Origin of the sequence: Rhodococcus sp. KRD162, assembly GCF_017168335.1 — a bacterium.
GTDB lineage: Bacteria > Actinomycetota > Actinomycetes > Mycobacteriales > Mycobacteriaceae > Rhodococcoides.
In genome coordinates, this window is the sequence record NZ_JABFAU010000011.1 from 64,015 (window position 1) to 88,968 (window position 24,954).

Sequence of the window (24,954 nt, forward strand, 5' to 3'; positions counted from 1 at the left end):
TGCCTTTCAGGAGGAGTGCAATGCAGGTTCGGCGGTCGCGGCGACGCGGGCCGGGCGGAGGAAGAGGCAGAGGACGACCACGATGTAGAGCACCCACGCGATGGCTTGGAAGACAGTGGGTTCGGGGCGGAAGTTGAAGATGCCGCCGAGGACGGTGCCGTACCAGCTCGAGGCGTCGAAGTGAGCGGTGATGTCGAAGGCGACGGTGCTGCCGCCCGGGAGTACGCCGCCGATCTGCAGTGCGCGGATTCCATAGGCGAGGATTCCGGCGGCCACCACGATCAGGAAGACGCCGGTGTACTTGAAGAACCGTGCGAAATCGATTCGGACCGCTCCGAGGTACAGCAGCACTGTCAGCACAGCGGCAACGACGATGCCGAGTAGCAGTCCGAGCAGCGGCCACAGGCTGTCGTTGGTGTTCTCGGCGTAGCCGACCATGAGCAACGCGGTTTCGACGCCTTCGCGGCCGACGGCGAAGAAGGCGAGCGTCAGTACGGCAGCAGGCCCGACGGTCAGTGCCTGCTCCATGCCTGCACGTAGTTCGCCGGAGATGTTCTTCGCGGCGGTGCGCATCCAGAGCACCATTGCGGTGACGATCGCAACGGCAACGAGTGATGCTGCGCCCGCGATGATTTCGGCCGTCAGTCCGGTGACCGTGGAAGTGCCGTAGTGAATGACGAAGAAGATGGCGGCCACCATCGCGACGGCAAGACCTACGCCGAGCCACACCCATTTGAGGGCGTCGCGGCGGTCGGCTTTGGCGAGAAACGCGACGAGGATCATCACCACGATGCCGGTTTCGAGACCTTCGCGGAGCCCTATCAGGCCACTGCCGAACATTTGGGTGGCTGTCGACGGCGCAGATCCTGCGGCGGCGAGAACGGCTGTGGACACGGGCAGGGCTCCTGAGGCGTCGGGCATTGGGTCGCCTTCCCTCTCAAAGGGTAGGCGACCCTCACGAGTGAAGGCTGTCCAAACATACACCGTGTGTGACTTGTCAAAGACCCGCTCTGGGCAGTTTTTATCGGCCTTTAGCTTTCTATTACCTTCGATGTGCAGGATGGTGAGGTGATCTCACGAATCTGCGTGGCTGCGACTGTCGCGCTCCTGCTCCTCCTGACATCGTGCGGCAGCGGTGCCCCCAAGCGTGAGATTCCCGAGGGCATCCCGCCCGGTCCGGGTACCCCAGTTCCGGTCATCGACTTCAACGCGCCGGGCCGCACGGCAGACCTGCTACTCGCCTGGGCCGAACCGCAGTCGGACGCACTGGGCATCTCGGTGACCGCACTCGCGTCGTACGGTCACGCAGCGGCGATCATGGCCGAGACGGACACGGACTGCGGAATCGCGTGGACGACACTCGCGGGCATCGGATACATCGAGAGCCGGCACGGCACCTACCAGGGTTCGTCCGTGCAACCGGATGGCCTGGTCTCGCCGCCGATTCGCGGCATTCCGCTCGACGGCGGACCGGGCGTCGCCGAGATTCCGGACACCGACGGTGGTGTGCTGGACGGTGACACCGAATTCGATCGCGCGATGGGACCCATGCAGTTCATCCCCGAGACCTGGAAGAAATGGGGCGTCGACGCCAACGGGGATGGCATCGCCGACCCGGACAACATCGACGACGCAGCCCTGACGGCGGCGCGATATCTGTGTGCCCGAGGCGGTGATCTGCGGACCGCGCAGGGCTGGGAGACGGCGTTGATGGCCTACAACCTGTCCGGTCAGTACCTCCGTGATGTGCGCGATCGGGCGGCCGCGTACTCGGTGGGCACCAGGCCGTAGAGCTCGATGGATCGCGGGCAGTGCGGGTGAGCGGCTAGTCTTGCACCCGGCACAGTCCGCCGGTCCCCGTTACTAGGAGAAGCATTCGTGGCCATCATTGAGCAGGTCGGAGCTCGCGAGATCCTCGATTCCCGTGGCAACCCCACGGTTGAGGTCGAGGTCGCATTGGACGACGGGACGTTGACCCGTGCAGCCGTTCCCTCCGGCGCATCCACCGGCGAGCACGAGGCCGTCGAGCTTCGTGACGGCGGAGACCGCTACGGCGGCAAAGGCGTCGAGAAGGCCGTCAACGCAGTGTTGGACGAGATCGCGCCTGCGGTCATCGGCCTCGACGCCATCGAGCAGCGCGCCGTAGACCAGGCTCTGCTCGATCTGGACGGCACTCCCGACAAGTCTCGCCTCGGCGCGAACTCCCTGTTGGGTGTCTCGCTCGCCGTCGCCAAGGCTGCTGCCGAGTCCACCGGGCTCGAGCTCTTCCGCTACCTCGGTGGCCCGAACGCCCACATCCTGCCCGTTCCGATGATGAACATCATCAACGGCGGCGCACACGCAGACAGCGGCGTCGACGTGCAGGAATTCATGATCGCACCGATCGGTGCGTCCACGTTCAAGGAGTCACTGCGCTGGGGTGCCGAGGTCTACCACGCACTCAAGTCCGTGCTCAAGGCGAAGGGTCTGTCCACCGGCCTCGGTGACGAGGGCGGCTTCGCTCCCGACCTCGCCGGCACCAAGGCTGCACTCGATCTGATCCTCGAGGCCATCGGCAAGGCGGGCCTCGAGCCCGGCCGGGATGTCGCCCTCGCACTCGATGTGGCAGCGACCGAGTTCTACACCGCGGGCACCGGATACGCATTCGAGCGTGAGACCAAGTCCGCCGAGCAGATGTCGGCCTTCTACAGCGAGCTCGTCGACGCCTACCCGCTGGTCTCCATCGAGGATCCGCTCGACGAGAACGACTGGGACGGCTGGGTTGCACTCACCGAGTCGATCGGCGACAAGGTTCAGCTCGTCGGCGACGATCTGTTCGTCACCAACCCCGAGCGTCTCGAAGACGGCATCGTCAAGGGCGCGGCCAATGCACTGCTGGTGAAGGTGAACCAGATCGGCACGCTGACCGAGACCCTCGACGCCGTCGATCTGGCGCACCGCAACGGTTACAAGACGATGATGAGCCACCGGTCCGGCGAGACCGAGGACACCACCATCGCTGACCTGGCGGTTGCCGTCGGTAGCGGCCAGATCAAGACGGGTGCTCCGGCTCGAAGCGAGCGTGTCGCCAAGTACAACCAGTTGCTTCGTATCGAAGAAGCTCTGGGTGACGCGGCGCGTTACGCCGGCGAGTTGTCTTTCCCCCGGTTCAATTACGAGGGATAGCGAACAGGCACGTTCGGCACGAAGTGGAGAGTAGATGATGGCACGGCGCGGCAGGTCCGGGACCAGTCCAGGTGGACGTGATCCCAGACCCCGTGGCCGGTCGTCGTCGGGTCGCTCCCGGGCCGGAGGTGTGTCTCGAACCGAGAAGACCTTCGGCCGTCCCGCCACCCCGCCGGAGCCGTCCGAGCAGGTGCGCGACGCGGTTGTCGGCGGCAAAGCCGCTCCCCGCCGCGTCGGTGCTCGTCGGCCCAAGCTGCCCGAGCGGACGTTCTTCGGGCTTTCCACCGGCCGGGCCGTCATCCTCGGTGTCGTGGTGTGCGCGCTGGCGTTGACGCTCGCGATGCCGTTGCGGACGTATTTCTCCCAGCGCAGTGAACTCGATGCCGTGTTGGCCGACCGCCAGGCGTTGCAAAACCAAGTAGACGACCTGCAGAAGCAGAAATCTCAGCTCAACGAACCGTCGCGTATCGCCGCCGACGCTCGCGAACGGCTCCGCTTCGTGATGCCGGGGGAGACGCCCTACCAGGTGCAGCTGCCCGGCGATTACGGGAAGACCCCGGAGCAACTCGTCACCGAGAACGCACCGTCGGGTCCCTGGTACACCGACCTGTGGAATTCCGCCGTACAGCCCCAGGGTTCGGGTGAGCAGCCGGAGCCCACATCCGCGCCGATGCCGGTCGTTCAGCCAGAACCCGTGCCGGACCCATCTGCACCAGAACAAGAAGGAGGACCCGTCGGGTGAATTCCTCGGCAGTCTCGCAGGAAGATCTCGATGCGGTCGCATCGCAGCTCGGACGTGAACCGCGTGGCGTACTCGAGATCGCATACCGATCTCCGGACGGTAGGCCGGGCGTGGTGAAAACCGCCCCGAAGCTGCCCGACGGTACGCCGTTTCCCACCCTGTTCTATTTGACGGACCCTCGGTTGACGGCCGAGGCGAGCCGTCAGGAATCGGCGGGCGTGATGCGGGAGATGACCGAACGCTTGGGCACCGATCCCGAACTGGCTGCCGCCTATCTGCGCGCCCATCAGTCGTATCTGGCCGAGCGTGACGAGATCGAATCTCTCGGAACGGATTTCAGTGGCGGCGGCATGCCCGATCGGGTCAAGTGCCTGCATGTGCTGATCGCGCATTCGTTGGCCAAGGGCCCCGGCGTCAACCCGTTGGGTGACGAGTCGGTCGCGTTGGCTGCGGAGAACTCGTTGCGCGGCAAGGCTATTCCGGCCGACTGGCCGACCATCGAAGAACTACGTGCGGAGAAGCAATGACCAGGGTTGCAGCAATCGATTGCGGCACCAACTCGATCCGCCTGCTCGTCGCCGACAACAACGGAAAGTCCCTCGCCGACGTCGCCCGCGAGATGCGAGTGGTGCGGCTCGGGCAGGGCGTCGACGCGACCGGCGCATTCGTGCCCGAGGCGATCGAGCGCACCCGGGTGGCCTTGGTGGAGTACGCGGAGATCATCCGCAAGACCGGGGCCACCGCTGTGCGCATGGTTGCCACCTCGGCCACACGGGATGCGTCCAACCGGGAGGATTTCTTCTCGATGGTGCGTGAGGTACTCGGCGAGGTCATCCCCGGTGCCGAGGCCGAGGTGATCACCGGCGACGAAGAGGCGCGGTTGTCCTTCGCCGGTGCGGTCGGTGAACTCGATTCTGCGGCAGGGCCATTTCTCGTAGTCGATCTGGGTGGCGGCTCCACCGAGCTCGTACTGGGCGATGCAAAAGGTGTGAAGTCTGCGTTCTCTGCGAACATCGGCTGTGTGCGCCTGACCGAGAGGTTCCTGCATTCCGACCCACCCACCGCGGACGAAATCAACGGTGCGCGTGAATATGCCCGCGAGAAACTGGCGGAGGCATTCGAGGAAGTATCGATCGGCGACGCATCGAGCTGGGTGGGCGTGGCCGGGACGATGACCACCATCGCCGCCATCGCCAAAGAGCTACCCGAGTACGACGCCGATGCCGTGCACTTGTCCCGTGTGCCCTTCTCGGAGTTGTTCGATGTATGCGAGGACCTGATCGGGATGACGCACACGCAGCGAAGTGCGTTGGGGCCCATGCACCCCGGACGGGTCGACGTCATCGGCGGCGGCGCCATTGTGTGCAGTGTGTTGGCCGAGGAATTCGAACGACGCGGTGCCGTAAGCTCTTTGACGGTCAGTGAGCACGACATCCTCGACGGTATTGCGATGTCGATCAAAATCTGACCTGCAGTACGGCCCCTATAGCCCAATTGGCAGAGGCAGCGGACTTAAAATCCGCACAGTGTCGGTTCGAGTCCGACTGGGGGCACCACAGTCCATATGGATCCAGATTTCTGGACCAGGACAGTGCTTTTCGGGTGGTAGCGTGGACTTCGACGGCCTACAACGGATTTGAGTGGACAACCGAGACAGCGGATTTCAGATCCGCGGAGTTTGGCCTCTTCTCTCGGTGAGCTCGATATTTTTCCCAGGTCAGGAGCTTGACGTGACCCGTCGTTTTTGTTCGGTGTCACGACGGTGTCACAACTCCGGCGCACGAGTCCATTTCCCACGCATCGACCACCGCCCTCTACACCTCGGTCTCCTCCGACTTCCGCACCCGCACAATGCGTACCGTCCTCGACAACAGCATCGAGCGAGCACTTGCACTGCCTGATCCCGGAGCCGGCACATGACCCGTAAACGCCAACTCGACTTCCACTGGAAGCTCCGCCAACAAATGGCCGCCCACGGCATGTGGAAGACCACCCAACTTGCACCGCTGCTGCGCGAGCGCGGCATCGACCTCTCCGCGGCACAGATCTACCGGCTCGTCACCGACAAACCCGAACGCCTGTCCATGAAAGTGCTTGTTGCGCTGTGCGACATCTTCGACTGCACACCCAACGACCTGATCACACCCGAAGCAATCAGCAACCGCGGAGCCCAAGCCGCCGGCGACACGTCTACGCGGAACGTGACCAGCCTGAACCCGGACCTTCGACCCGAACGGGCCCGCATCACGGATCCCGATTCGTGAGCGGCGCTCGTAAACCCCGCCGGCGCAGTCAATCACCCGATGCGGGCAGACATCACGCCTGTGCACGGTGCAAGGATCACTACCCCACTGCCGCGCACTGGCCCGACGGTCCGGTCTGCACCTACTGCTACCAGGCTGCCAAACGTACCGAGGGCACATGCACGGCGTGCGGGCACATCGGAATTGTCCCCGGCCTGGACGAAGACCACATGCCCTTGTGTGTGCGTTGCGGCGGATTACCGTTGGATCTGACGTGCGACCGGTGCGGCACCGAGACCTGGTTGGCGAAAGCGAACACCTGCTGGCGGTGCCTGCTCGATGACATCGTCCGCGACCTACTCTCCGGCCGGGACGGAGTCATCCGCGAGTCGTTGGAGCCGCTGGCAACCGCCATCGTCGCGATGCCCAGGGCGAACAGCGGCGTCACCTAGATTCGCGGAAACCCCACGGTCCGGGAATTACTCGCCGCGCTGGGCGACGGGTCAGTGGATCCGACACACGACGCCCTCGACGCGCTACCCCGCACACGCACCGTGGAGTACCTCCGAGCATTGATGGTCGAACACTCTGTCCTGCCCCCGCGGGACCGACTGCTCACCACCTACGAACAATGGCTCCGTGACAAACTCGCAACCACCGTCGACGACGACTCGAGGAAGATCATCGAACGGTTCGGGCGGTGGCACCACCTCCGGAAGCTACGCGAACACGCTGAGACAGGTCCAGTAGGTACCGGACCATTCCTGCGAGCGAAACAATCCACGACAGTGGCGATTTCGTTCCTCAACTGGCTGAACGAGCGTGGGACTGCGCTGAACGAATGCAGCCAACACGATATCGATGCCTGGTACGCAGGTGGCCGCTCCACCCGCCAACACGCGGAACGATTCCTCTACTGGGCACGATCGAACAAGCTCACACCCCAACTATCGATTCCCCGCCACACAACGGGCACATACGAGCTGGTCGGCGAGGACGAGCGCCTGCACATCATCCGCGCCCTGTTGCTGCAAGACGACCTCCCCGCCGTCCACCGCGTCGCAGGATGCCTACTCACCCTCTACGGCCAATCGATCACACGCATCGTGGCCCTGACCATCGACGACGTCCGAGCCACAAACAGTGCTGTCAGCGTCAAGCTCGCCGACACCTGGGTCGACCGACCCGACCCGATCTCGCACCTCCTGCGTGAACACCTGGCAAAGCGACCCAACACCAGTACCGCCAGCAACGCGGCCTTGAGGTGGCTATTTCCCGGCCGTATGCCCGGCGAGCACCTCGACCGGCAGACGGTCATCGATGCACTCCGCCACGCCGGCATCCCCACCCGCGCCGTTCGCAACAGCACCTGGCAGCAACTCGTCCGGCAAGCGCCACCACAGGTCTTTTCCCACCGGCTGGCGGTGTCAAAACAATATCCACATCCAGCATCCAATTGCCACACCAAAGAGCACCTCGTAACGGGTTATTAGCTCAAGTAATAGGCATGCATGCCGCGGAAACGGAGGATTAACAAGCAATTGCCTCGCATGTCGGATACTATTTCAAGGAATCGGCAGCTCAGCGGCTAATCAAATGATTATCTCGACGAGTATAAGTAGAAGCTTCAATTTAGTTTGCTTGCGTTCGAGTGGACGTCGAGGTGCGATCGCTGCAATAGTCGGAGCATGTCGAATGAGAACTCCCCCGAGCTGGAGGCGGCCATCACCGCCGGCTACGAAGCACGAGACCGCGCGAACATGGGCCCAACCATTGAGTACTTCGCAGCACTTCTCGAAGCCAACCCTGGAAACGCGGCAGTGCTGTACGAATTAGCCGGGTCGTACGACACGGCGGGACAGGAGGATACGGCAGAGAAGTACTACCTAGAAGCCTTCGATGCAGGGCTATCCGGGGATCGGCACCGAAGAGCGCTCCTGCAGTACGGCAGCACATTGCGAAACCTCGGACGATTTCACGAATCCTTGACCGTGTTCACCGACGCCCGCCACCAGTACCCGGAGTCCGACTCGCTTCGGGTGTTCCACATGTTATCCCTGCACGCATCCGGACAAACCAATTCTGCTCTGGCAGAGGCACTGTCGATGATCGTGGACCGGGTCGACTCATCCGAGATGAAGCGCTACGAGGCGGCTCTTCGCGGGAACGCGGAATACATAGCGTCACTTGACGAGTGATGAGCCACCGGCAGTCACCCTCCACTATCGGATCGGTGCCGGTACTAGATCGCATGCGGACGACGTGGTGCGCAATCGTGAATCGCAAGCGAGGTGCATCCGTGAAACACAATGATTTCGAGAATTATTCGCGTTCCTCCGCTGTTGAGGTTGTGCGACGGCACGTCGGAGGACGAGAGGGGCGACGGTTGAAGAACGACATAGTCAAGGAGGCATCGATGTCGGGTGACGTCAAAGTTCCAGACGCGGTTGATTCGCTGACCCAAAGTTCACCAACCCACACCCCGTCCGGCCTAGCATGCCAGTCCGAACTCTTTGTCGGACTGAATATACTAATGGTGCGCGGTGCGGACACGATGCCCGGCAGCTCATCCTTCTGATCGTGGACGGCAAAGGCTCCTGTAAGAATGTCCGCATCATGTTTACAAATGCTCTCGGCGCACGGTGGGACCGGCGGGTTAATCAAACACCACAGCTCGTCACAGAACCGAACCCGAGGGGCAATAGCGTCAGCGCCACAGCGACTGGATCCCGACTAACGCTTCAAAAGAAGGCCAGATGACGCGCGTCCACGCGTCCACCGCTGGTTTTGACTCTGCGTTTCAGGACCGGAGGGGGCGGGGGAGCAGGGGCGATCATGCCTAGTCTCGACCCGGCGCGGCAAACCACTTCCGCTCGAACTCAGGACCGTTCGCGGGCGCGGGCCCGGCCGAGCGCCATATCACGGTTGCTCCATTCAGATTCCCACACCGCTGACCCCGGTTTCGGCGCGGCCAACGCCCGGTCAGTCAATCGATCGAGAAGTTGATCGAGCCTGTCGGACAAAACTTCTGCCAGCTCGTCGAGCACACGGTCAGGCACTGCAGCCACATCGACGGACTCGTACTCGCTCACACGCGACACCATAGAACCTCTCACCGACATGCTGGCGTTGGCTCGGCGACGGTCGAACGTGCTGTGGGCGATGCTGCGTGGCGGAACGCCGTATCGGCCGGGGTCGTCGCCCTCAACAGGCGGGTGCTGTGCATCCGTTGCCGCTTAGTGTGGCGCGCGGCCCCGCCGTTTCGAGGCCCGATTTTCCCGCCCACAGGCTCGTAATTCGAGTACGGTCACTCCGAAATGGATGAGCGATCCGCTGGAGCGCGGGCTCCGGCGGCCGCTGCGTCTTCGATGGAGGACTTCGGACTCCGTCGACTCAGGGCGACGCCACCGAGACACAGGGCTCCGCCGATGAGACCGAGCACGGTCGGCACCTCTCCGAGAAAGATCCACGACAAGAAAATGGTGATGGCAGGCACTGTGAGGCTGGTGGCCGCCATTTTCCCGGCGTCGGTCCGGGTCAGGGCATACGCCCAGGTGGTGAACGCGATCGCTGTCGGGCCGAGACCGAGAAACACGACCCCGGCGATCGAGCCCACCGGTGCATCGGCGATCTCCCTGACTGCCTGTGGCGCGAACGGAATGGTCGCGACGAGACCGGCCATACATCCCACCCAGGTCGCGGTGATCGCGTCGACGGTTCTCAACGCGACCTTCTGCATCAGTACACCCGCCGCGTACAGCACTGCGGTGACCAGTCCGAGAACCACCCCGATCAGGTCATTGGTGCCGCCGCGGCTGCCACCCGCGGCGATCAGCAGGACCCCGGCGAAGGCGATCACCATGCCGACGACCAGTGGCCTCGGGAAGCCCTCGGCCATGAACAGCCCGGCGAAGACAGCGACCAGGATCGGCGCAAAGTTGACCAGGAGTGCAGCGGTTCCCGCGTCGAGATGACGTTCAGCCCAGTTGAGGAGCACCGTGTACCCACCGAACCACAGCAGCCCGTAGCCGATCACCAGTCCCAGAGCCCGACCCCTCGGGATCGCACGGCGATACCGAAGCGCGAACACCGACAGTCCGAGGAGACCCACCGACAGCCGACCGAACGCCATCGCACCAGGGGAGAAGTGTTCGCCGACCGACCGGATGACCACGAACGCCGACGACCACAGCAAGACCGTGACGATCGCTGCAATCACGGCTGGCGCTGGAAGGGCGATCCGACCTGTCATACCTCTGGCTAATCCGCGTCGGTAGCTCATGGGGTTCAGGGTCTCGCGGCCACACCGATAAGCACAAGCAGTTTGTTCTTCACGACACTTCAGTCGCACTGTAGTATCACGACTGTGATCGACGTTCATCGCCTTCGTGTGCTCCGCGCTGTCGTCGCTGATGGATCCATCGCCGGAGCTGCGTCAGGACTCGGATACACCCCGTCTGCCATCAGTCAGCACCTCACGGCTCTTCAGCGCGAAACGGGCCTCGTACTTGTGGAAAAGAGGGGGCGAGGCCTTGTCCCCACCACCGCCGGACGCATCCTCGCCGATCGGAGCTCGCTGGTCTTCGAACGTCTTGCCGACCTCGACGCACTGGTCGGAGATCTCCGCAACGGCAGGGTGGGGACGCTGGCGATCAGCTATTTTTCATCGGCGGGCGCCGCATGGGTCCCACCCATCGTCGCGTCGTTGACGCGCGAGTTCCCCCGCCTCCGCCTCGACCTACGGCTGATCGAACTGCGTGATGAGTCGTCGAGTCCACCTGATGTGGAGATCTATGTCGAAGGTGCAGAATCGACGAACCTGACCGGCTACCAGTCGTTCCGATTGCTGTCCGAGCCCTACTTCGCGGTGGTACCGCTGACGAATCATCTTGCCGACAGGACGTCGGTGGAACTACTCGAGCTCCGCGACGAGGAGTGGGTCGACAACGACGTCGCACGCGGACCTTGCCGGAAAGTGGTGCTAGATGCCTGCGCCGCAGCGGGTTTCACTCCGCGCTTCGGCGTAGAGACGCACGACTATCCCACCGCGATCCGATTCGTGGCCGAGGGGGTCGGGATCACAGTGTTGCCCCGGCTCGGACTCGACGTGCTACCCGTCTCGGTCGTCGCCGTCCCGATAACGAACCCCACCCCAACCCGGCACATTGCGGTGCGAGTGCGCGACGTGATTGCCGACAATCCGGCTGTGGTGCGGATGGTCGACCTGCTCCGACTCCGGGTGAACGGCCCGACGCCTATCGAGATCGGTTCTTAGCCAAGTGGTACGAACGCGGGGTCGATTCGCCGTGGGCTGGATGCGAGTTGCAGTGATCGGATTTCGTTTCGGCGTCACGCTTGACCACATGAGGGCGCGGCAGTCGAACGCATGAAAGTGCTGCTCAAGAACTAGTAGTGCGGGAATCGAAGTCCTGGCGGGCACGCGCGACACTGTCCATATTTTCGTCGGCCCATTTCTTCAGTTGTAGGAACACTCCGACCAATGAGATTCCTAGACCGGTCAACTCGTACTCCACGGTGAGCGGGACCGTCGGGGTGACAGTGCGTGTGATCAGACCATCGCGTTCCAGGTTGCGCAGAGTCTGCGTGAGCATTTTTTGACTGACGCCGGTGATCCGTCGGGCCAGCGCGGAGTGGCGAGCTCTGCCGTCCATCAGCGCACACAACACGAGCGTCACCCACTTGTCGGCCAGCCGAGACAGGAGCTGTCGGCTGGTGCATGTGACGAGGAACGAATCGTGCTCGGACACAGTCGCATCTACGGTCAGCATGTTGTCGTGCATCTTGCACGCACCTTTCTCTCGAGTCAGCGAGCTAGGGCACTTTCAGGTACCTACTTCCGATTCGTGCCTAGGTCGGTCAGAGTAGCTGAGTCCCGCATCCGCATCGACGACCAATCAGGAGCCTCGTGGCAGACCACGTCCTGAACACCCAAGAACTCGACAATCGACCATGCACTGGTGTGATGTCACCGGTGCGGGCATGGATCGCCGTCACAGTTCTCGCGGCGGCAGTGTTCGCAGTCACCGCGACGGAGATGTTGCCTATCGGGGTGCTTACTTCGATCTCCGACGACTTGAGGGTCAGTGTCGGCACCGCGGGTCTCTCTGTGACTCTCTACGGCATCGTGGCAGGACTGTTCGCTCCACTGATGACGAGATGGACGCGCGGCGTAGACCGCCGAACGGTGGTACTGGTCATCATCACGGTCTTCATTCTCGGAAACGGTGCGACCGCTCTGGTGACCACCAACGCGCAGTTCCTGGCGGTACGGTTCGTGGTTGGCATCGCGCATGGGTTGATGTGGTCGATAGTCGCTGCGGTGGCCGTGCGGCTGGTGTCACCGCCGCAGCGGGTGCGGGCGACTGCGGTGACCTTTTCGGGTATTTCCCTGGCGCTTGTCTTCGGTGTGCCGGCGGGCACCTGGCTAGGGGAGTGGGTGGGGTGGCGGGGTGCGTTCGCCGCGCTCGCCGGGCTGACGGCAGTGACCGCGTTCGCAGTGATCGCAGCAATGCCGGCCATGCCTGCATTGCGCCTTACTGGATCGAGGAGCTTGCGGGCTGTGCTGCGGCACAGTGGAATCAAGCGGATTCTCTTGGTCACCGGGGCTGTGGTGATCGGGAACTACGCAGCCTACACCTATATCGCGCCCTACCTCTTCGATAGTGTGGGTGCCTCCTCGTATCTTGTTGGTGTATGTCTGCTGGTCTATGGGGTTGCCGGTGTCCTAGGGAATGCGATGGTCGGAGTCGTACCAATACGCTCTCGCGTGATGCTGTTGAGCGGTGCAGGCATCGTCGCCGTGACGCTGCTGATTCTGACTGCGCCGGTAGGCAAATACGGTGTGATCGTGCTGGTCGGCGTGTGGGGACTGTCCTACTCGGCGCTACCGGTGCTCTTGCAGACCAGCGTGTTCGACGCTGCCCCGTATCTTCGTGAGGCAGCGACGTCGTTGTACGTGCTGGTTTTCAACGTCTCGATCGCAGGCGGAGCATTGGTCGGCGCACTCGGCGTCGACCAATTGGGACCACTTGCGCCGATGGCATTCGGTGCGGCGTTCTGCGCCCTCGGTGTCGCGGCATCTGTGGGTATCCGTGGTGGGGTGGCTGTAGAGGGGAATCCCCGATGACCGGCTCGGCGCGATACCGCTAGAGATCCAGCAAGAGTGCCCGGTGATCGGAGACTTCGGGTTCGACGACTATCCCGAACTTGTGCACAACCGCCGTAGACGACACCAGCGCGTACCTCGCATTGCGTACCGGTTTGGTGTAACTCGATGCCCGAGTGTCGGCGTCGCCGACGAGGTCGACCATCCCGTGTTCTTGCAACACTTGAAGGTCGTGCTCGACGGCAGAAGGTTCAGATCGCCACAGAGAACTACGGTATCGCTTGTGGCAGAGGATTTCTCGACGATCGAACCTAGTCTTAGGGCTTGCTCCGCGCGGGCGGGAGCATCCAGTTTGCCCGCCGGATCACGAAGGTCGTGTAGCTGGATTACGGATATTGTCTTCGCTCCGAGGCGGTCCCGGGCCACGCTCCGTTGGCAGCGAATTGCTTTGCGGTCCAACGCAACACGAATGGCAGGCCAGTCATGGCTCCGATGAAGTGGTCGCCTGCCACGGGCTCGTAGTGCACGCAGGCGCCCTTGCTGCGCCACTGCTCGATCAGAGCTGTGACCCCGGCTTCGGGGATGAAGCGGTCGCCGATCATCTTGCTCGCGGAACCGTGGAAGAACGCGACCGGTGCCGACGGCGCGTCGGTCCCTGGGAGGTTCGCGGCGATCACCCGCCGCGCGATGTCGGAGTCGAACGGGTCGGGCTCGGACGCCAAGTCCTCGATTCGCATGCGGGCCAACCCGCCCAAGGCGAGGGGGAGGACGGACATGTCCTTGACCCAGGACGCCAACAGCAGCGCCTTCGGGCCGAACAACTCCACCATCTCCGGGTGCTCACGCGCGAGACCCATGCTCGCCGCGCCCAGCAGGCCGGCCGCGACGGTGCCGTTCATGGTGTCCAGCAGCATCGAGAAGTCGGTGGGTGTTCCACCGGCGACGGCACCTGCCAACCTCAGGTCCGGTGCGTACCTCGGCTGCAGTTGCGCGGTCCACGTGGTGGCGATCGCGCCGCCGCTGTAGCCGTAGGCCACTACCGGGCTGTCGGCGAGTTCAGGGGCGACGACCGTCATCCCGCGCAGCGAGTCCAGGACGGCATGCCCGGCCATCGTGCCTTCGGAGTAAGACATCCTCGGGCCTTGGTGATCGGCGACGAGGACGGCGTATCCGCGGGCGAGCCAGAGCGGCATCACCGGCGGGAGGTCGGCACCGACACCGTGCACGAGTCGGTACGACGGCGTGCTCTTGGCTCCGAGAGAATCGATGGCCACGTTGTGGGCGACGACGGGCCGCGGTCCGCGCCCGGTCCACGGCCGCTTCGGGATCAGCAGCGAGGCGGTGACGCCGGCGGGGAGACCGCGCGCGTCGGTCGATCGCACCATGAACTGCTGCAGGGTGGTTCGCGGCCGGGGCACCAGACCGCGGGTCGTGCGCTGCCGGATCACCGCACCGGGATCGAGGTCCTCGATGCCGGGAGGGGTGAGGAAGAAATCGTCGTTGTGGATCGGGGTCGGAAGGATCGCGGCATGGGGATCGTCCGGAGGTTCCAGGGGCAGTCGTCGAGTCAATACGCGATCGAGCACACCGAACAGAGTCATGATCCCCCGATATTCTTCTCCAGCCGTACCGATCCCCGCGGTCACCTTACAGTGCGAGGCGGTCGGTGAACGTAGGAAATGGAGACGTCCCCGCGTTGGTGCAACGCGGGGACGTCTCCCATATCGAGCAGGTTCCGTGGCCGCGTCCCTTCGACGACGTGGCGCGGATCGGGTTGTCGGCCGTTACCCCGTCATGTGCGAGCTTCTCGATAGCGGATCGGGTTTCTCGAGGCGGAAGTGGTCGGCTCCGACGGCAGTCGAGGATTCAGTGGAGTGCACGGTCAGCTCCACTGTCCGATCAGAGTTCTGTCCGAGCAGAGCTCGGTGGTTCAGTCGCTGGTCGCCTGAGGTTCGAGTCTGACGGGTGCACTTTCTGCATGCGTGGTGGGTGCGAAATCAGAGACATGATATTTGCCGTATCGATGGAACAGTACGACCATAGTTCCAGTCAGTACCGCTGGTATGAGCGAGATCTGAAGGACGCTGGACGGAGAGAGGCCTTTGTTGATCAGTGCTCCGCCCACGAGTGGCGCAATGATCGCGCCGATCCGACTGAATCCTGCGGCCCACCCGATGCCGGTCGCCCGCAATGACGGTGGATAGGTTTGGGCGACCACAGCCGTTATGGCGGTGCCAGTGCCGATGATTCCGGCTCCGAGCAGCAAACAGACGGCGATTACCGTGTTCGAGGATGCCGATGACCCGCCTGCCAGAATGGCAATGAGAGTGTACGTGGCGCCGATCTGCAACAGGATCCCCAGAAGGAGCGCGCCGATGCCCAGTCGGCTCCTGTCCATGGTGAGCCCGAGAAGTATGCCGCCGGCGATGCCGCCGAAAGTCGTGACCGAGGTGGCAAAGATCGCAGTGGATTCGGCGATTCCGGAGAGTACGAGAAGAGTCGTCAACCAACTGAACACGAAATACGAACCGGTGATACTCAGTAGCAGCATCGCCCACACCAAGATTGTCGATGTTCGTCGACCATCGCGAAAGAGGTTCCGTACGCCGGTCAACGAGTCTTGTTCGGGCGATCGGGCGGCGTACACGTCGGACGCGGTGTAGCCGCCGTCGGGCTTGATCTTGTTCAGGATGCGCGCGATGTCGTGCGTTTTGCCTCGTGCTGCATACATTTCCAGCGAGTCTGGCAGGAATGCCCACACTGCAATGAGAACCAGCAGTGGGATCGCACCGGCGACTATGAAGATCGACCTGACTCCGAATCCTGGTACGAGTACGCCTGCGATAATTCCGCAGATTGCCCCTCCCAGTGCCATGCCGGTGGCGATGACCGTGACGACGGTTGCTTTGAACTTCCCGGGGGCGAACTCGGATCCCAATGCGAATAGATTGGGGGATGCAGTTCCAATTCCCACTCCGGAAATGAATCGACATATCACCAGAGTCAGCAGTCCTGGTGCAAATCCGGCGGCCACTGTCGATGCTCCGAAAAGGATGATGCCGACGGTGATCAACGCTTTCCTGCCGAACCTGTCGGCCATCGGGGCGATCAGGACGGAGGCGATGATCTCACCGATGATCGCAGCTACGATCACGACCGAAAAAGAACCTGGTGACACGTCCCATAGTTCCGACAGTCCCGGAATTGCATACCCGACGGAAAGAGAATTGAGACCATCGGATATCGCAAGAGCTAGGCACAGAACAACAATTCGTTTCTGAACATTCGAAAAACTCGAACGTTCGATTTCTTGTGTCACATTGATTGACGTCGAACTCACGGATTCTCCCGGTGATCTACTCAAGGAACGGTGGATGGTGATGGATAGGCAGCGGTGTGCGCCTGGGCGATGAATGCGTGCAGAGGGCACGGCGCGGGCGGACGCTGGCAGGGCATCGACACCTGGAGCGGCGGCCGGGCGATTCGTCTTCGATCGAGGAGTTCCTGAACCACGATCGACGGATCAGGTTCAGGAACTCCCGGTGAGTTCAGTTGGGGCGTTGGTGGATCCGGCGATCGGGGCTAGCAGAATTCGACGTCGGGCCGTGGCCCGGCCCCAGGTGTCCCGATTACCTGCAGTTGGGTGTACTCCTCGAGTCCCCACAGTCCGTTCTCGACTCCGAATCCACTCGACTTGTGGCCGAGGAAGGGAAGATCGGGTCGTGCACCGAACCCGTGCTGGTTCACGCTCACCATCCCGGCCTGAAGACGGGACACGATCGCGGAATTCTGTTCGAGGTCCGGACCCCAAACGGATGCGCTCAGGCCGAAGTCCGTTCGATTCGCCCGCCTGATGCCGTCTTCGATGTCGTCGTACGCAACGACCGGTATGAGTGGCCCGAACTGTTCCTCGTCGACGATCGCCGAACCGTCGTCGACGTTGTCGAGGACGGTGGGCGGTACGAAGAATCCGGGCCCGTCGATCGGTGCGCCGCCCGAGGCAGCGCGTGCGCCTTCCGACAGTGCTCGGTTCAACAGCCCCACGACACGGTCGTATTGCGGCCTAGTCGATACCGGACCGAGTTGAACGTCGTCCTCGAAAGGTCCTCCGACTTTCGTCGACGTGGCAATCGAGGCGAGGGCATCCACCAGATCAGCGTGCTGGCTGCGATGTACGTATATCCGCTTGACATCGCCACAGATCTGACCGTTGTTCATCAAACTTGCCCAGAACAGCGGCGACGCAATGGCCGCGATGTCCGCACCGGGGAGGATGAGCGCTGGGTCGTTGCCGCCCATCTCCAGGGTGAAGTGTTTGAGCCCGCCCGCGGCCGCTGTCGCGATCTGGGTTCCTGCGCGCGTCGACCCGGTGAAGGTGATCTTGCGGGGTGTGCGATGCGAGGTCAGGAGTTCACCGAGAGGGTCGGGGCCGGTCACGACATTGAGTACGCCGGGGGGAAGTAGCGGCGAGATCCGGCTCGCCAGAGCCAACGAAGACAGTGGGGTGAACGGGGATGGCTTGAGAACAACTGTGTTTCCCGCGCGCAGTGCGGGTGAAATCGCCCAGGCCAATTGAATGATGGGAGTGTTCCACGGCTTGATCGCGGCGACGACTCCGAGCGGACGCCGTGCCACGGTCGCTCGGTACCCCTCGGAATCGGAGGTCTCCTGCACCTCGACATCGAGGTCCGCGTAGTACCGCATCCACAGCGCACCCAACCGAAATTCCCATCGCGAATCCTCGTGTGGTTTACCTGTCTCGAGAGACAGGATGCGCCCGAGTTCGTCCGCGGCGCTCTCGGTCACGTCGGCGATCGCATGTAAAGCGGCCCGCCTGGCCTTCGAGTCAGCGCTCCACGCAGGGAACGCGGCCTCGGCGGACGAGAACGCGAAGTCGACCTCCGCCGATCCAGCCGCCGGGGCCTGCGCGAAGACTGCACCGGTGCTGGGATCGACCACGTCGAATTCACTTGGGACAGATACCTGTTCACCAGCGATAGTTAGTTTGTACTGCGAGGCCATGTGGGTTCCCTTCGAGTGATTACGTGCGGGCAGCTCACACTGTGTGGCTGCTGCGTTGCTGCTGGAGAGCGTGAGCGGAACGGGTCGGCCGCGACGGTCAACGTTGCGCGGTGAGAAGTGGATCCGATCGGTTCGCCGCAGAACCGGGAGCGATCTTTCTCAACGGTGCCAGTGCCGACTCGGCACCGGCGCGAAGCATCATCAGATCTCCGTCGACGGTCCCGTAGTCGCCGTGATCGAATCCGTACCCGAGAGGCGATCCCAGATGGACATCGGCCCGGCGGGCTCGCACCACTGATTCGTCCCAGATTCTGATCAATTGGTCGGCGTCGGCGTACATGTCGATTCCGAGATCCTGAGACAGGTCGGCCAGTCCGAAGAAGATGAAGTCGATGCCGTCGACAGCTGCTATCTCGTCGAGGTTTTCGATGCCCTCGGCCGTCTCGACCAATGGAATGATCAGTACGTTTTCATTGGACGAAGCCTTGTGTGCGTGCCAGCCATCGTGTGCCCATCGAGCGGCTTCGGTTGCCTGGCACATGCCCCGTCCGCCGGCGACGTATCGGCTTGCGAGCACAGCGCGGCGGGCGTCGTCGGCTGTGGCGATCTTGGGCACCACGATTCCGTGGGCACCGATGTCCAGGGTGGACTGGATCAGCGTCGCCGAGTTTTCGAGAACCCGAACGATCGGTATCACTCCGTTCGCTTCGGCCGCGCGTATGTGATTGAGCGTCGACGTCACGTCGTTGGGGCCGTGCTCGCGGTCGATGATGACGAAGTCGTAACCGACATTGCCGAAAATTGCGGTCGTTGCCGCGTCTGTGGACATGACGAAAGCGCCCACTGGCAGTTCGCCATTGTCGATCATCGAGATCAAACGACTGCGTGCTTGTATACGAGGCATTGGGGTCCTTGAGGCGGTGTGTGGGCGTTTCGGGATGTAAAACGTCAGCCCGGGTTCGTGGAGACACCGCAGGTGGATAGTGACCACGATCACGTTCTACTGCTTCAGTACACGACGCGCTTGATCAAATGTCCAATGCATCTCTCGGCCGCTACGTATAGCAACGGTGCATATTGGTAAGTCCTATTGGATGCCCGCCATCAATTCGTCCACCAGCTCTTTCAGGCGTTGCAGAGCCGAACGCGCCACGGGGGACATGCCGATTCCCTCGAGGCAGTACATGTCGACCTGATGTAGCTCGTGCTGGGGCGCAAACTCCACGGGGATGGCTGTCAATCCAGTGCTCTCGCGAACATGAGGAGAGATGAGAACAGCATCGCTGGACGCGGCGATGCGCGCGAGAATGTCGTAGTTGTCCAGCCGCAGCGTCGCGCGCACAGCCGCAACCTGGTCGGAGGGCAGTCGTGACAACGAGTCGTTCCACGCAGTACCGGCGATGCGGGGATAGGACTTCAGATCTTCGATTGGAATCGAACTGCGTTCGAGCAGTGGGTGTCCTTGCCGAACGTAGAACCGAGGGGGAGTGTACGCGAATGGGGTGTGTAGGACCCGGCTCGAAGTTCGTTGACCGAACGACTGTCCGATGTAGAACTCGAGCTCGCCGTTGAGCAGCCGTGGATACATCACCGACGTCGCGTCGATCACGACCGTCGCATCGAGCCCCGGATATTGTGCGTGCAGATGATCGAGCAGACGATCGAGTGTCGCACTTGCCAGCATCGGCCCCAGTCCGAAGGCCAAGGTCGGATGCCGTTCGTGAGTCCGGCCGGTCAGTTCTCGCTCCATCGAGTCGCCCATGTTGAGAAGCTGGTCGGCGAACCGCAGCACCTGATGCCCGCTCTGAGTCAGCTGAATTCCAAGTCTGCCTCGCTGCCGTTCCAGCAATTGGACGCCGTATTGCTTCTCGAGTGCCTGGATGCTTCGACTCAGCGACGGTTGCGTCAGATTCAACTCCGCCGCGGCGCTGTTGAAGCTTCCGGTTCGTGCCAACGTTCTGAAGTGATGCAGTTTGTGCATGTCGAACATGGCGACTCCCTCTGCTGAACATTCATGTGATGCATATATAACACCTCAAATGTTCATTGGACAGACTTCAGCGATGTCGGTCTACTCGTAACAGCGCTCGGACTTGTGTCCGGGAACACACCGTTAGGAGTTTCGATGGACTGGACGACAGTCGACAACAGCCTGCTCGACCCGAACTGGTACACCTCGCCGGGATATCACGACGCCTTCGCTCGGATGCGAGACGAGGATCCGCTGCACTGGACCCAGGACGATCGATATGGGAAGCACTACTGGTCGCTGACCAGGTACGACGACGTCAAGAATTACCTTCTGGACCACGAGCGATTGAGCTCCAGATGGGACACCAGAGTCCCCCGAACTCCGAAACGACTGACCCCCGAAGAACGTCACGAACGCGGCTTCGACATCGGAGTGGCGTTCAACGACAATCCAATTCACGATATGTACCGTCGCCCGATCAACAAGCACTTCAGCGTTCCTGCGATCGGAAAACTGGGCCACGACGTCCACTCCATCGTCGACGAGATACTGATCGAAGTAGCCGAACGTGGCAGTTGCGATTTCGTCGAGGACATCGCCGCCGAGCTGCCCGTGAAAGTCATTCTGAGGATGCTGGGTGTTCCGGAGAACGACTGGCCGATGCTGCGCGAAGCGTGCTGGCAGTGGCTGGCTGCTGCGGATCCGCGGTTCATCATCGACAACGACCAGGTGAAAACCTCCCTCGTCGGGCTACGCAGACTCCAGGAGTACTGCACCGAACTCGCGCTGGAGCGCAGGCGACACCCCCGCGACGATTTCGCCACGGTGATCGGGAATGTGGAGATCGACGGCGACAAGCTCAGCGTGCACGAGATGAAGACCTGGTTCGTCACCATGATCGGCGGCGGCCTCGAAACCACTCGCAACGCGGCCGCTGTCGGAATCTGGCAGTTCTTGAAAAACCCCGGTCAACGTGAGCTACTGCTGGCCGATCCGACACGTGTCAAAGGTGCCGTCGAAGAGGTGCTCAGATGGGGCACGCCGGCAAAGAATCGCCTGCGTATAGCCACCCAGGACATAGAACTGCACGGCAAGACCATCCGAACCGGAGATTGGGTTGTGGGGTTTCTCGCCGCGGCCAACAAAGACGAGCGGGAATTTGTCGACCCCCATCGATTCGACATACTCCGCAGCCCGAACCGGCACCTCTCGCTGGGTGAGGGTATTCACCTGTGCCTGGGCCGGGCGCTGGCCCGCCTGGAGTTGTCAGCGTTGATTCCGAAGGTGCTCCGCGCATTTCCCGATCTCGAAACCACAGCAGAACCCACGTGGATCGCAGACACCAGTGTCACCGGCTTCACATCCATGCCTGTTCGATATGCACCCGTCGACGCAACGACGATCAGTGGAAAGGCCTACGCATGACCAAGATTCGATTCTCGGTAGACGATCGAGAGATCGTGGTCGACGGTGACCCCGGCCGTGACCTCATGCACCTGGCGCTCGACGCAGGAGTAGACCGCATCATCGGTGAATGTGGTGGCGAAATGTCCTGCGGTACCTGCCATGTGCATGTGCGAGCTCCATGGAAAGAGCTACTGGTGGCACCGTCCGTGGACGAACGAGAACTGCTCGACATGATCGAGGGCTCCGATTCCGAGTCCAGACTCGCGTGCCAACTCAAATGCCGCGCGGGACTCGACGAGATCGTCGTCGAGGTCGCGAAATGACCGACACCTACGACGTACTGATCGTGGGAGGTGGACACGCAGGAGCCCAGGCCGCATCACTTCTTCGGGAACGGGGGTTCGAGGGGAGCCTGGCGATCGTCTCGGCCGAGAGCGGCTACCCGTACGAACGCCCGCCGCTGTCCAAGGCGTTCCTCGTGGGCGAGCGCACAGGGGATGACATCGCCCTACGTTCGCCTCGGTACTGGCGCGATCACGAAGTGTCGCTGCTCGATTCGCGCAGCGTGACACGTGTGGACTCGATCGGTCGATCGGTCACCCTCGACGACGGGTGTCGCCTGGGCTATCGCACGATGATCTGGGCTACAGGAGGCACTCCACGATTGCTTCCTGGAACCGAGAGCACGCCCGGAGTGCACACCTTCCGCACTCTCGACGACGCAGTCGCCCTCAGAGACATCATGCGGTCGGCCCCTCCGACAGTCATCGTCGGTGGTGGCTTCATCGGCCTCGAAGCCGCAGCCTCCTTTCGGCGCGCGGGAGCCGACGTCACCGTCGTCGAGGCTCAACCACGACTACTTGCGCGGGTGACGAGCGAGCCGGTATCGACCTACTTCTCGAACCTCCACCGTTGCGAAGGCGTCGAACTGCACGTTGCTACCAGCGTCGAGAAGATCACGTCCGAGGACGGTCGATTACGTTCGGTCACACTTACTTCCGGCCACGTGGTGTCCGCATCGGTCATGCTCGTGGGAATCGGACTGATCCCGAATTCTGACGTGCTCGAGCGTGCGGGCGCTCGAGTGTCGAACGGCGTCGATGTCGACGAACGCTGTCGAACCTCGCTCCCCGACGTGTACGCGATCGGCGATGTCGCCAACTTCGTTTCCCCGTACTCGGCCGTCCCATCACGAGTCAGGCTCGAGTCGGTACCCAATACCTCAGCCCACGCAAGAATCGCGGTTGCGGACATCATGAACTCGCCTGCGCCAGCACAGCCAGTGCCGTGGTTCTGGTCTCATCAGTACGAAACGAAACTTCAAACCGCCGGATTGATTCACGGATACGACGGTCGGATTGTGCGCGGCGACGTGGACAGCGGGAAGTTCAGCGTCGTCTATCTGCACGGAAACCGGTTGCTCGGCGTAGATGCCGTCAACCACACGGGGGACTTCCTCGGTGCCAAGACTCTGCTGGGCACCGGTGCCGAGATTCGGATGGACCCGGAACGAATCTCCAACGAACGCCTCAAACTCGCAGAGTGCGTCGCGGCCGCCCAGCCGGTGCCCTGAGATGAGCCCGGCGAGTGATCGCACCGAACTTGTATGGGGTGTCGACGCCGGATTTCTCCAGTACATCGGCGGTCTCCCACACGGTTCGCAGCAGTGTTTCGACGGGTGCACCCCGGTCGGTGGAGAGTTCACATTTCCGCAGCGAGAGGAGTCGAATACGGTTGCGGGAGAGTACTTTTTCGCCGGAGGAATTCGGTTCACGGGACACGACGGTCTGCTCGATCTCGTGATCGCCGAACCTGCTGTTCAGAAACAAGACGGCAGGTGGGTTCTGACGGCCATCGAACCGGCCGACCCGTCTCGTATCTCGGTCAGATCGCCATTGGCCTGGCTTCCAGATCTCGTCACGTCCGTGGAGGGAACCAGCACTCACGGAACCTCGCTCGCGCCCGAACTCACATTCGAGGGGACGTACCTGTTCGGGAACGTCTATCGAACAGGGCACCGTCTCGCCCCTCTGACATTCACCGCCGATGCCACTCGGTTCAACCAACCACCGAAAGACAACAGGAGTACTCCGTGACAAATACCGCTCGCGTCGTCGCCTATCTGGCACCCGAGACGTTCGCCATTCAGGAGATTCCTCTGCCTGATCTCGCCGAGGACGAGATGATCGTGGAGGTCGTTCTGTGCGGTGTCGATGGTTCAGAGCTGCATATGTACAAGGGCGAATTCTCCTGGCTCAACGAGCTCGCCCCGGTTGTCTTCGGCGACGAGATCATCGGCCGGGTCCAGAAGATCGGCAACAAGGCTGCAGCCGATCGAGACCTCGAAGTCGGCGACCTGGTCACTGTGGAATCTCGGTGGCCGTGCGATGGTTGTCGCACCTGCGACCGGGGCCAGTACTACCTGTGCGAACGACGTAACGTCTTCAGCGGCTACGGAACATTGCCCATGTCCGAGAAGCCGGGCCTGTGGGGTGGCTACGCGACCCACGTCTTCGTTCCCGCTCACGCCTTGGTGTACCGCGTGCCGGCGGCACTGTCTGAGCGCACTGCCCTCATCGCATGCTCCCCGCTCGCGAACGGCCTGAGATGGGTCGAGTGCGGAAACACTCGCAGCGGGGATCATGTCACGGTCATCGGCCCAGGTACACAAGGCCTGGCCTGTGCCCTTGCGGCTGTGCGGAAGGGTGCAACGGTCACACTGGTCGGATTGGAATCCGACGCCGACCGTTTGGCGAAGGCCCGCGAGTTCGGCGTCACGAGCACGGTGGCGATCGCCCGCGGCGAAGCCGTCGAGACCACCGTGCACAGAATTCGCGACGCCGGCGGTGAAGTCGACGTCGTAGTGGAAACGGCGGGTTCCGGAAGCGCCAAACAGCTTGCCCTGACTCTTGTTCGCCCCATGGGGACCGTCGTCAATGTTTCCGTCACGACGCCGGCCGAGCAACCCGTGGACTGGCCGTCGCTTCTGCAGCGTGAGATCACTCTGGTGAACCCGTTGTCCCACCCGAATGCCGTCGACGACGCGTTCGCCTTGGCAGTCGAGCTTCTCGAAGAGGGCATCGACATCGGCACCTGGGTAACCGACGTGTATCCGCTCGAAGAAGCGGACACCGCAATTCGGGCCGCCGCCTACCTGCTCGATACCCGACCGGTGAAGGTCGCACTGCGACCATGACTATCAGCAAGTGAGATCCCGATGCGCCGCTCGCAGAAACCAAGTGCAGGTCCTCCACCGCCGGGGGCACGTACCAGTAAG

General features: G+C 62.4%; 26 protein-coding genes and 1 tRNA gene. 17 read left to right on the forward strand and 10 right to left on the reverse strand.

The window, feature by feature from the left end; all coding sequences use genetic code 11:
- Positions 1-6: 6 nt before the first annotated feature.
- A complete protein-coding gene (gene efeU, locus J1M87_RS14760) occupies positions 7-921 on the reverse strand; it encodes an iron uptake transporter permease EfeU (RefSeq protein ID WP_206490142.1) in 915 nt (304 codons plus the stop codon).
- Positions 922-1,080: 159 nt separating this feature from the next.
- Between efeU and J1M87_RS14765 the strand changes: the two genes are divergently transcribed.
- The 10 genes from J1M87_RS14765 (at position 1,081) to J1M87_RS14810 (ending at position 8,348) form a co-directional block, all read left to right on the forward strand.
- Positions 1,081-1,791 carry a lytic murein transglycosylase gene (locus J1M87_RS14765; protein WP_307830834.1) on the forward strand — a complete coding sequence of 237 codons (711 nt, stop codon included), beginning with the start codon at positions 1,081-1,083 and terminating at the stop codon, positions 1,789-1,791.
- Between the two features lie 87 nt (positions 1,792-1,878).
- Positions 1,879-3,165, forward strand: coding sequence for a phosphopyruvate hydratase (eno, locus tag J1M87_RS14770; protein WP_206490144.1), 1,287 nt, complete (start codon positions 1,879-1,881; stop codon positions 3,163-3,165).
- A 130-nt stretch (positions 3,166-3,295) separates the two neighbouring features.
- Positions 3,296-3,907 (forward strand): septum formation initiator family protein, encoded by a 612-nt coding sequence (locus tag J1M87_RS14775; RefSeq protein WP_307830817.1) that lies wholly within the window; start codon positions 3,296-3,298, stop codon positions 3,905-3,907.
- Positions 3,904-4,434 carry a DUF501 domain-containing protein gene (locus J1M87_RS14780; protein ID WP_206490145.1) on the forward strand — a complete coding sequence of 177 codons (531 nt, stop codon included), beginning with the start codon at positions 3,904-3,906 and terminating at the stop codon, positions 4,432-4,434. The genes J1M87_RS14775 and J1M87_RS14780 overlap by 4 nt, the downstream gene beginning before the upstream one ends.
- Positions 4,431-5,375, forward strand: coding sequence for a Ppx/GppA phosphatase family protein (locus tag J1M87_RS14785; RefSeq protein ID WP_206490146.1), 945 nt, complete (start codon positions 4,431-4,433; stop codon positions 5,373-5,375). Before J1M87_RS14780 ends, J1M87_RS14785 begins: the two co-directional genes overlap by 4 nt.
- Positions 5,376-5,386: 11 nt before the next feature.
- Positions 5,387-5,463: transfer RNA gene (locus J1M87_RS14790), tRNA-Leu, on the forward strand.
- Positions 5,464-5,823: 360 nt separating this feature from the next.
- Positions 5,824-6,171, forward strand: coding sequence for a helix-turn-helix transcriptional regulator (locus J1M87_RS14795; protein ID WP_206490147.1), 348 nt, complete (start codon positions 5,824-5,826; stop codon positions 6,169-6,171).
- Positions 6,168-6,602, forward strand: coding sequence for a hypothetical protein (locus J1M87_RS14800; protein ID WP_206490148.1), 435 nt, complete (start codon positions 6,168-6,170; stop codon positions 6,600-6,602). The genes J1M87_RS14795 and J1M87_RS14800 overlap by 4 nt, the downstream gene beginning before the upstream one ends.
- A gap of 54 nt (positions 6,603-6,656) precedes the next feature.
- Positions 6,657-7,643, forward strand: coding sequence for a hypothetical protein (locus tag J1M87_RS14805; protein ID WP_206490149.1), 987 nt, complete (start codon positions 6,657-6,659; stop codon positions 7,641-7,643).
- A gap of 195 nt (positions 7,644-7,838) precedes the next feature.
- Positions 7,839-8,348, forward strand: coding sequence for a tetratricopeptide repeat protein (locus J1M87_RS14810; RefSeq protein ID WP_206490150.1), 510 nt, complete (start codon positions 7,839-7,841; stop codon positions 8,346-8,348).
- Between the two features lie 681 nt (positions 8,349-9,029).
- Here J1M87_RS14810 and J1M87_RS14815 read toward each other — a convergent pair.
- Positions 9,030-9,242 (reverse strand): hypothetical protein, encoded by a 213-nt coding sequence (locus tag J1M87_RS14815; RefSeq protein WP_206490151.1) that lies wholly within the window; start codon positions 9,240-9,242, stop codon positions 9,030-9,032.
- A 215-nt stretch (positions 9,243-9,457) separates the two neighbouring features.
- On the reverse strand, positions 9,458-10,402 hold the full coding sequence (locus J1M87_RS14820; RefSeq protein ID WP_206490152.1) for a DMT family transporter: 945 nt from the start codon (positions 10,400-10,402) through the stop codon (positions 9,458-9,460).
- Between the two features lie 114 nt (positions 10,403-10,516).
- On the opposite strand from J1M87_RS14820, the gene J1M87_RS14825 reads away from it, so the two are divergent.
- Positions 10,517-11,425, forward strand: coding sequence for a LysR substrate-binding domain-containing protein (locus J1M87_RS14825; protein WP_206490153.1), 909 nt, complete (start codon positions 10,517-10,519; stop codon positions 11,423-11,425).
- A gap of 124 nt (positions 11,426-11,549) precedes the next feature.
- Here the strand turns inward: J1M87_RS14825 and J1M87_RS14830 are convergent, their stop codons facing one another.
- Positions 11,550-11,951, reverse strand: coding sequence for a helix-turn-helix domain-containing protein (locus J1M87_RS14830; RefSeq protein ID WP_206490154.1), 402 nt, complete (start codon positions 11,949-11,951; stop codon positions 11,550-11,552).
- Between the two features lie 125 nt (positions 11,952-12,076).
- On the opposite strand from J1M87_RS14830, the gene J1M87_RS14835 reads away from it, so the two are divergent.
- The gene (locus J1M87_RS14835) at positions 12,077-13,297 is read left to right on the forward strand and encodes an MFS transporter (protein WP_206490155.1); all 1,221 of its coding nucleotides are present in this window, start codon (positions 12,077-12,079) and stop codon (positions 13,295-13,297) included.
- Between the two features lie 19 nt (positions 13,298-13,316).
- On the opposite strand, the gene J1M87_RS14840 is transcribed toward J1M87_RS14835, so the two are convergent.
- From J1M87_RS14840 to J1M87_RS14865, 6 genes are all read right to left on the reverse strand, one after another.
- A complete protein-coding gene (locus J1M87_RS14840) occupies positions 13,317-13,481 on the reverse strand; it encodes a hypothetical protein (RefSeq protein ID WP_206490156.1) in 165 nt (54 codons plus the stop codon).
- A 181-nt stretch (positions 13,482-13,662) separates the two neighbouring features.
- Positions 13,663-14,877: a lipase family protein gene (locus J1M87_RS14845; RefSeq protein ID WP_206490157.1), complete on the reverse strand. Its 1,215-nt coding sequence runs from the start codon at positions 14,875-14,877 to the stop codon at positions 13,663-13,665.
- A gap of 329 nt (positions 14,878-15,206) precedes the next feature.
- The gene (locus tag J1M87_RS14850; protein ID WP_307830818.1) at positions 15,207-16,706 is read right to left on the reverse strand and encodes an MFS transporter; all 1,500 of its coding nucleotides are present in this window, start codon (positions 16,704-16,706) and stop codon (positions 15,207-15,209) included.
- 152 nt (positions 16,707-16,858) lie between these two features.
- The gene (locus tag J1M87_RS14855) at positions 16,859-18,235 is read right to left on the reverse strand and encodes an aldehyde dehydrogenase family protein (RefSeq protein ID WP_307830819.1); all 1,377 of its coding nucleotides are present in this window, start codon (positions 18,233-18,235) and stop codon (positions 16,859-16,861) included.
- A gap of 160 nt (positions 18,236-18,395) precedes the next feature.
- Complete coding sequence (locus J1M87_RS14860; RefSeq protein ID WP_206490160.1) at positions 18,396-19,202, reverse strand: HpcH/HpaI aldolase/citrate lyase family protein; 807 nt, start codon at positions 19,200-19,202, stop codon at positions 18,396-18,398.
- Positions 19,203-19,385: 183 nt separating this feature from the next.
- Complete coding sequence (locus tag J1M87_RS14865; protein ID WP_206490161.1) at positions 19,386-20,288, reverse strand: LysR family transcriptional regulator; 903 nt, start codon at positions 20,286-20,288, stop codon at positions 19,386-19,388.
- 135 nt (positions 20,289-20,423) lie between these two features.
- On the opposite strand from J1M87_RS14865, the gene J1M87_RS14870 reads away from it, so the two are divergent.
- The 5 genes from J1M87_RS14870 to J1M87_RS14890 are packed head-to-tail and all read left to right on the forward strand — an operon-like array spanning position 20,424 to position 24,873.
- Positions 20,424-21,695, forward strand: coding sequence for a cytochrome P450 (locus J1M87_RS14870; protein WP_206490162.1), 1,272 nt, complete (start codon positions 20,424-20,426; stop codon positions 21,693-21,695).
- Entirely contained in the window at positions 21,692-22,000 is a 309-nt protein-coding gene (locus tag J1M87_RS14875; protein ID WP_206490163.1) for a 2Fe-2S iron-sulfur cluster-binding protein, read from the forward strand. Before J1M87_RS14870 ends, J1M87_RS14875 begins: the two co-directional genes overlap by 4 nt.
- Positions 21,997-23,250: an NAD(P)/FAD-dependent oxidoreductase gene (locus tag J1M87_RS14880; RefSeq protein ID WP_206490164.1), complete on the forward strand. Its 1,254-nt coding sequence runs from the start codon at positions 21,997-21,999 to the stop codon at positions 23,248-23,250. Before J1M87_RS14875 ends, J1M87_RS14880 begins: the two co-directional genes overlap by 4 nt.
- A 1-nt stretch (position 23,251) precedes the next feature.
- Positions 23,252-23,773 (forward strand): HtaA domain-containing protein, encoded by a 522-nt coding sequence (locus J1M87_RS14885; RefSeq protein WP_206490165.1) that lies wholly within the window; start codon positions 23,252-23,254, stop codon positions 23,771-23,773.
- Positions 23,770-24,873: a zinc-binding dehydrogenase gene (locus J1M87_RS14890; RefSeq protein ID WP_206490166.1), complete on the forward strand. Its 1,104-nt coding sequence runs from the start codon at positions 23,770-23,772 to the stop codon at positions 24,871-24,873. Before J1M87_RS14885 ends, J1M87_RS14890 begins: the two co-directional genes overlap by 4 nt.
- Positions 24,874-24,954: the final 81 nt, after the last annotated feature.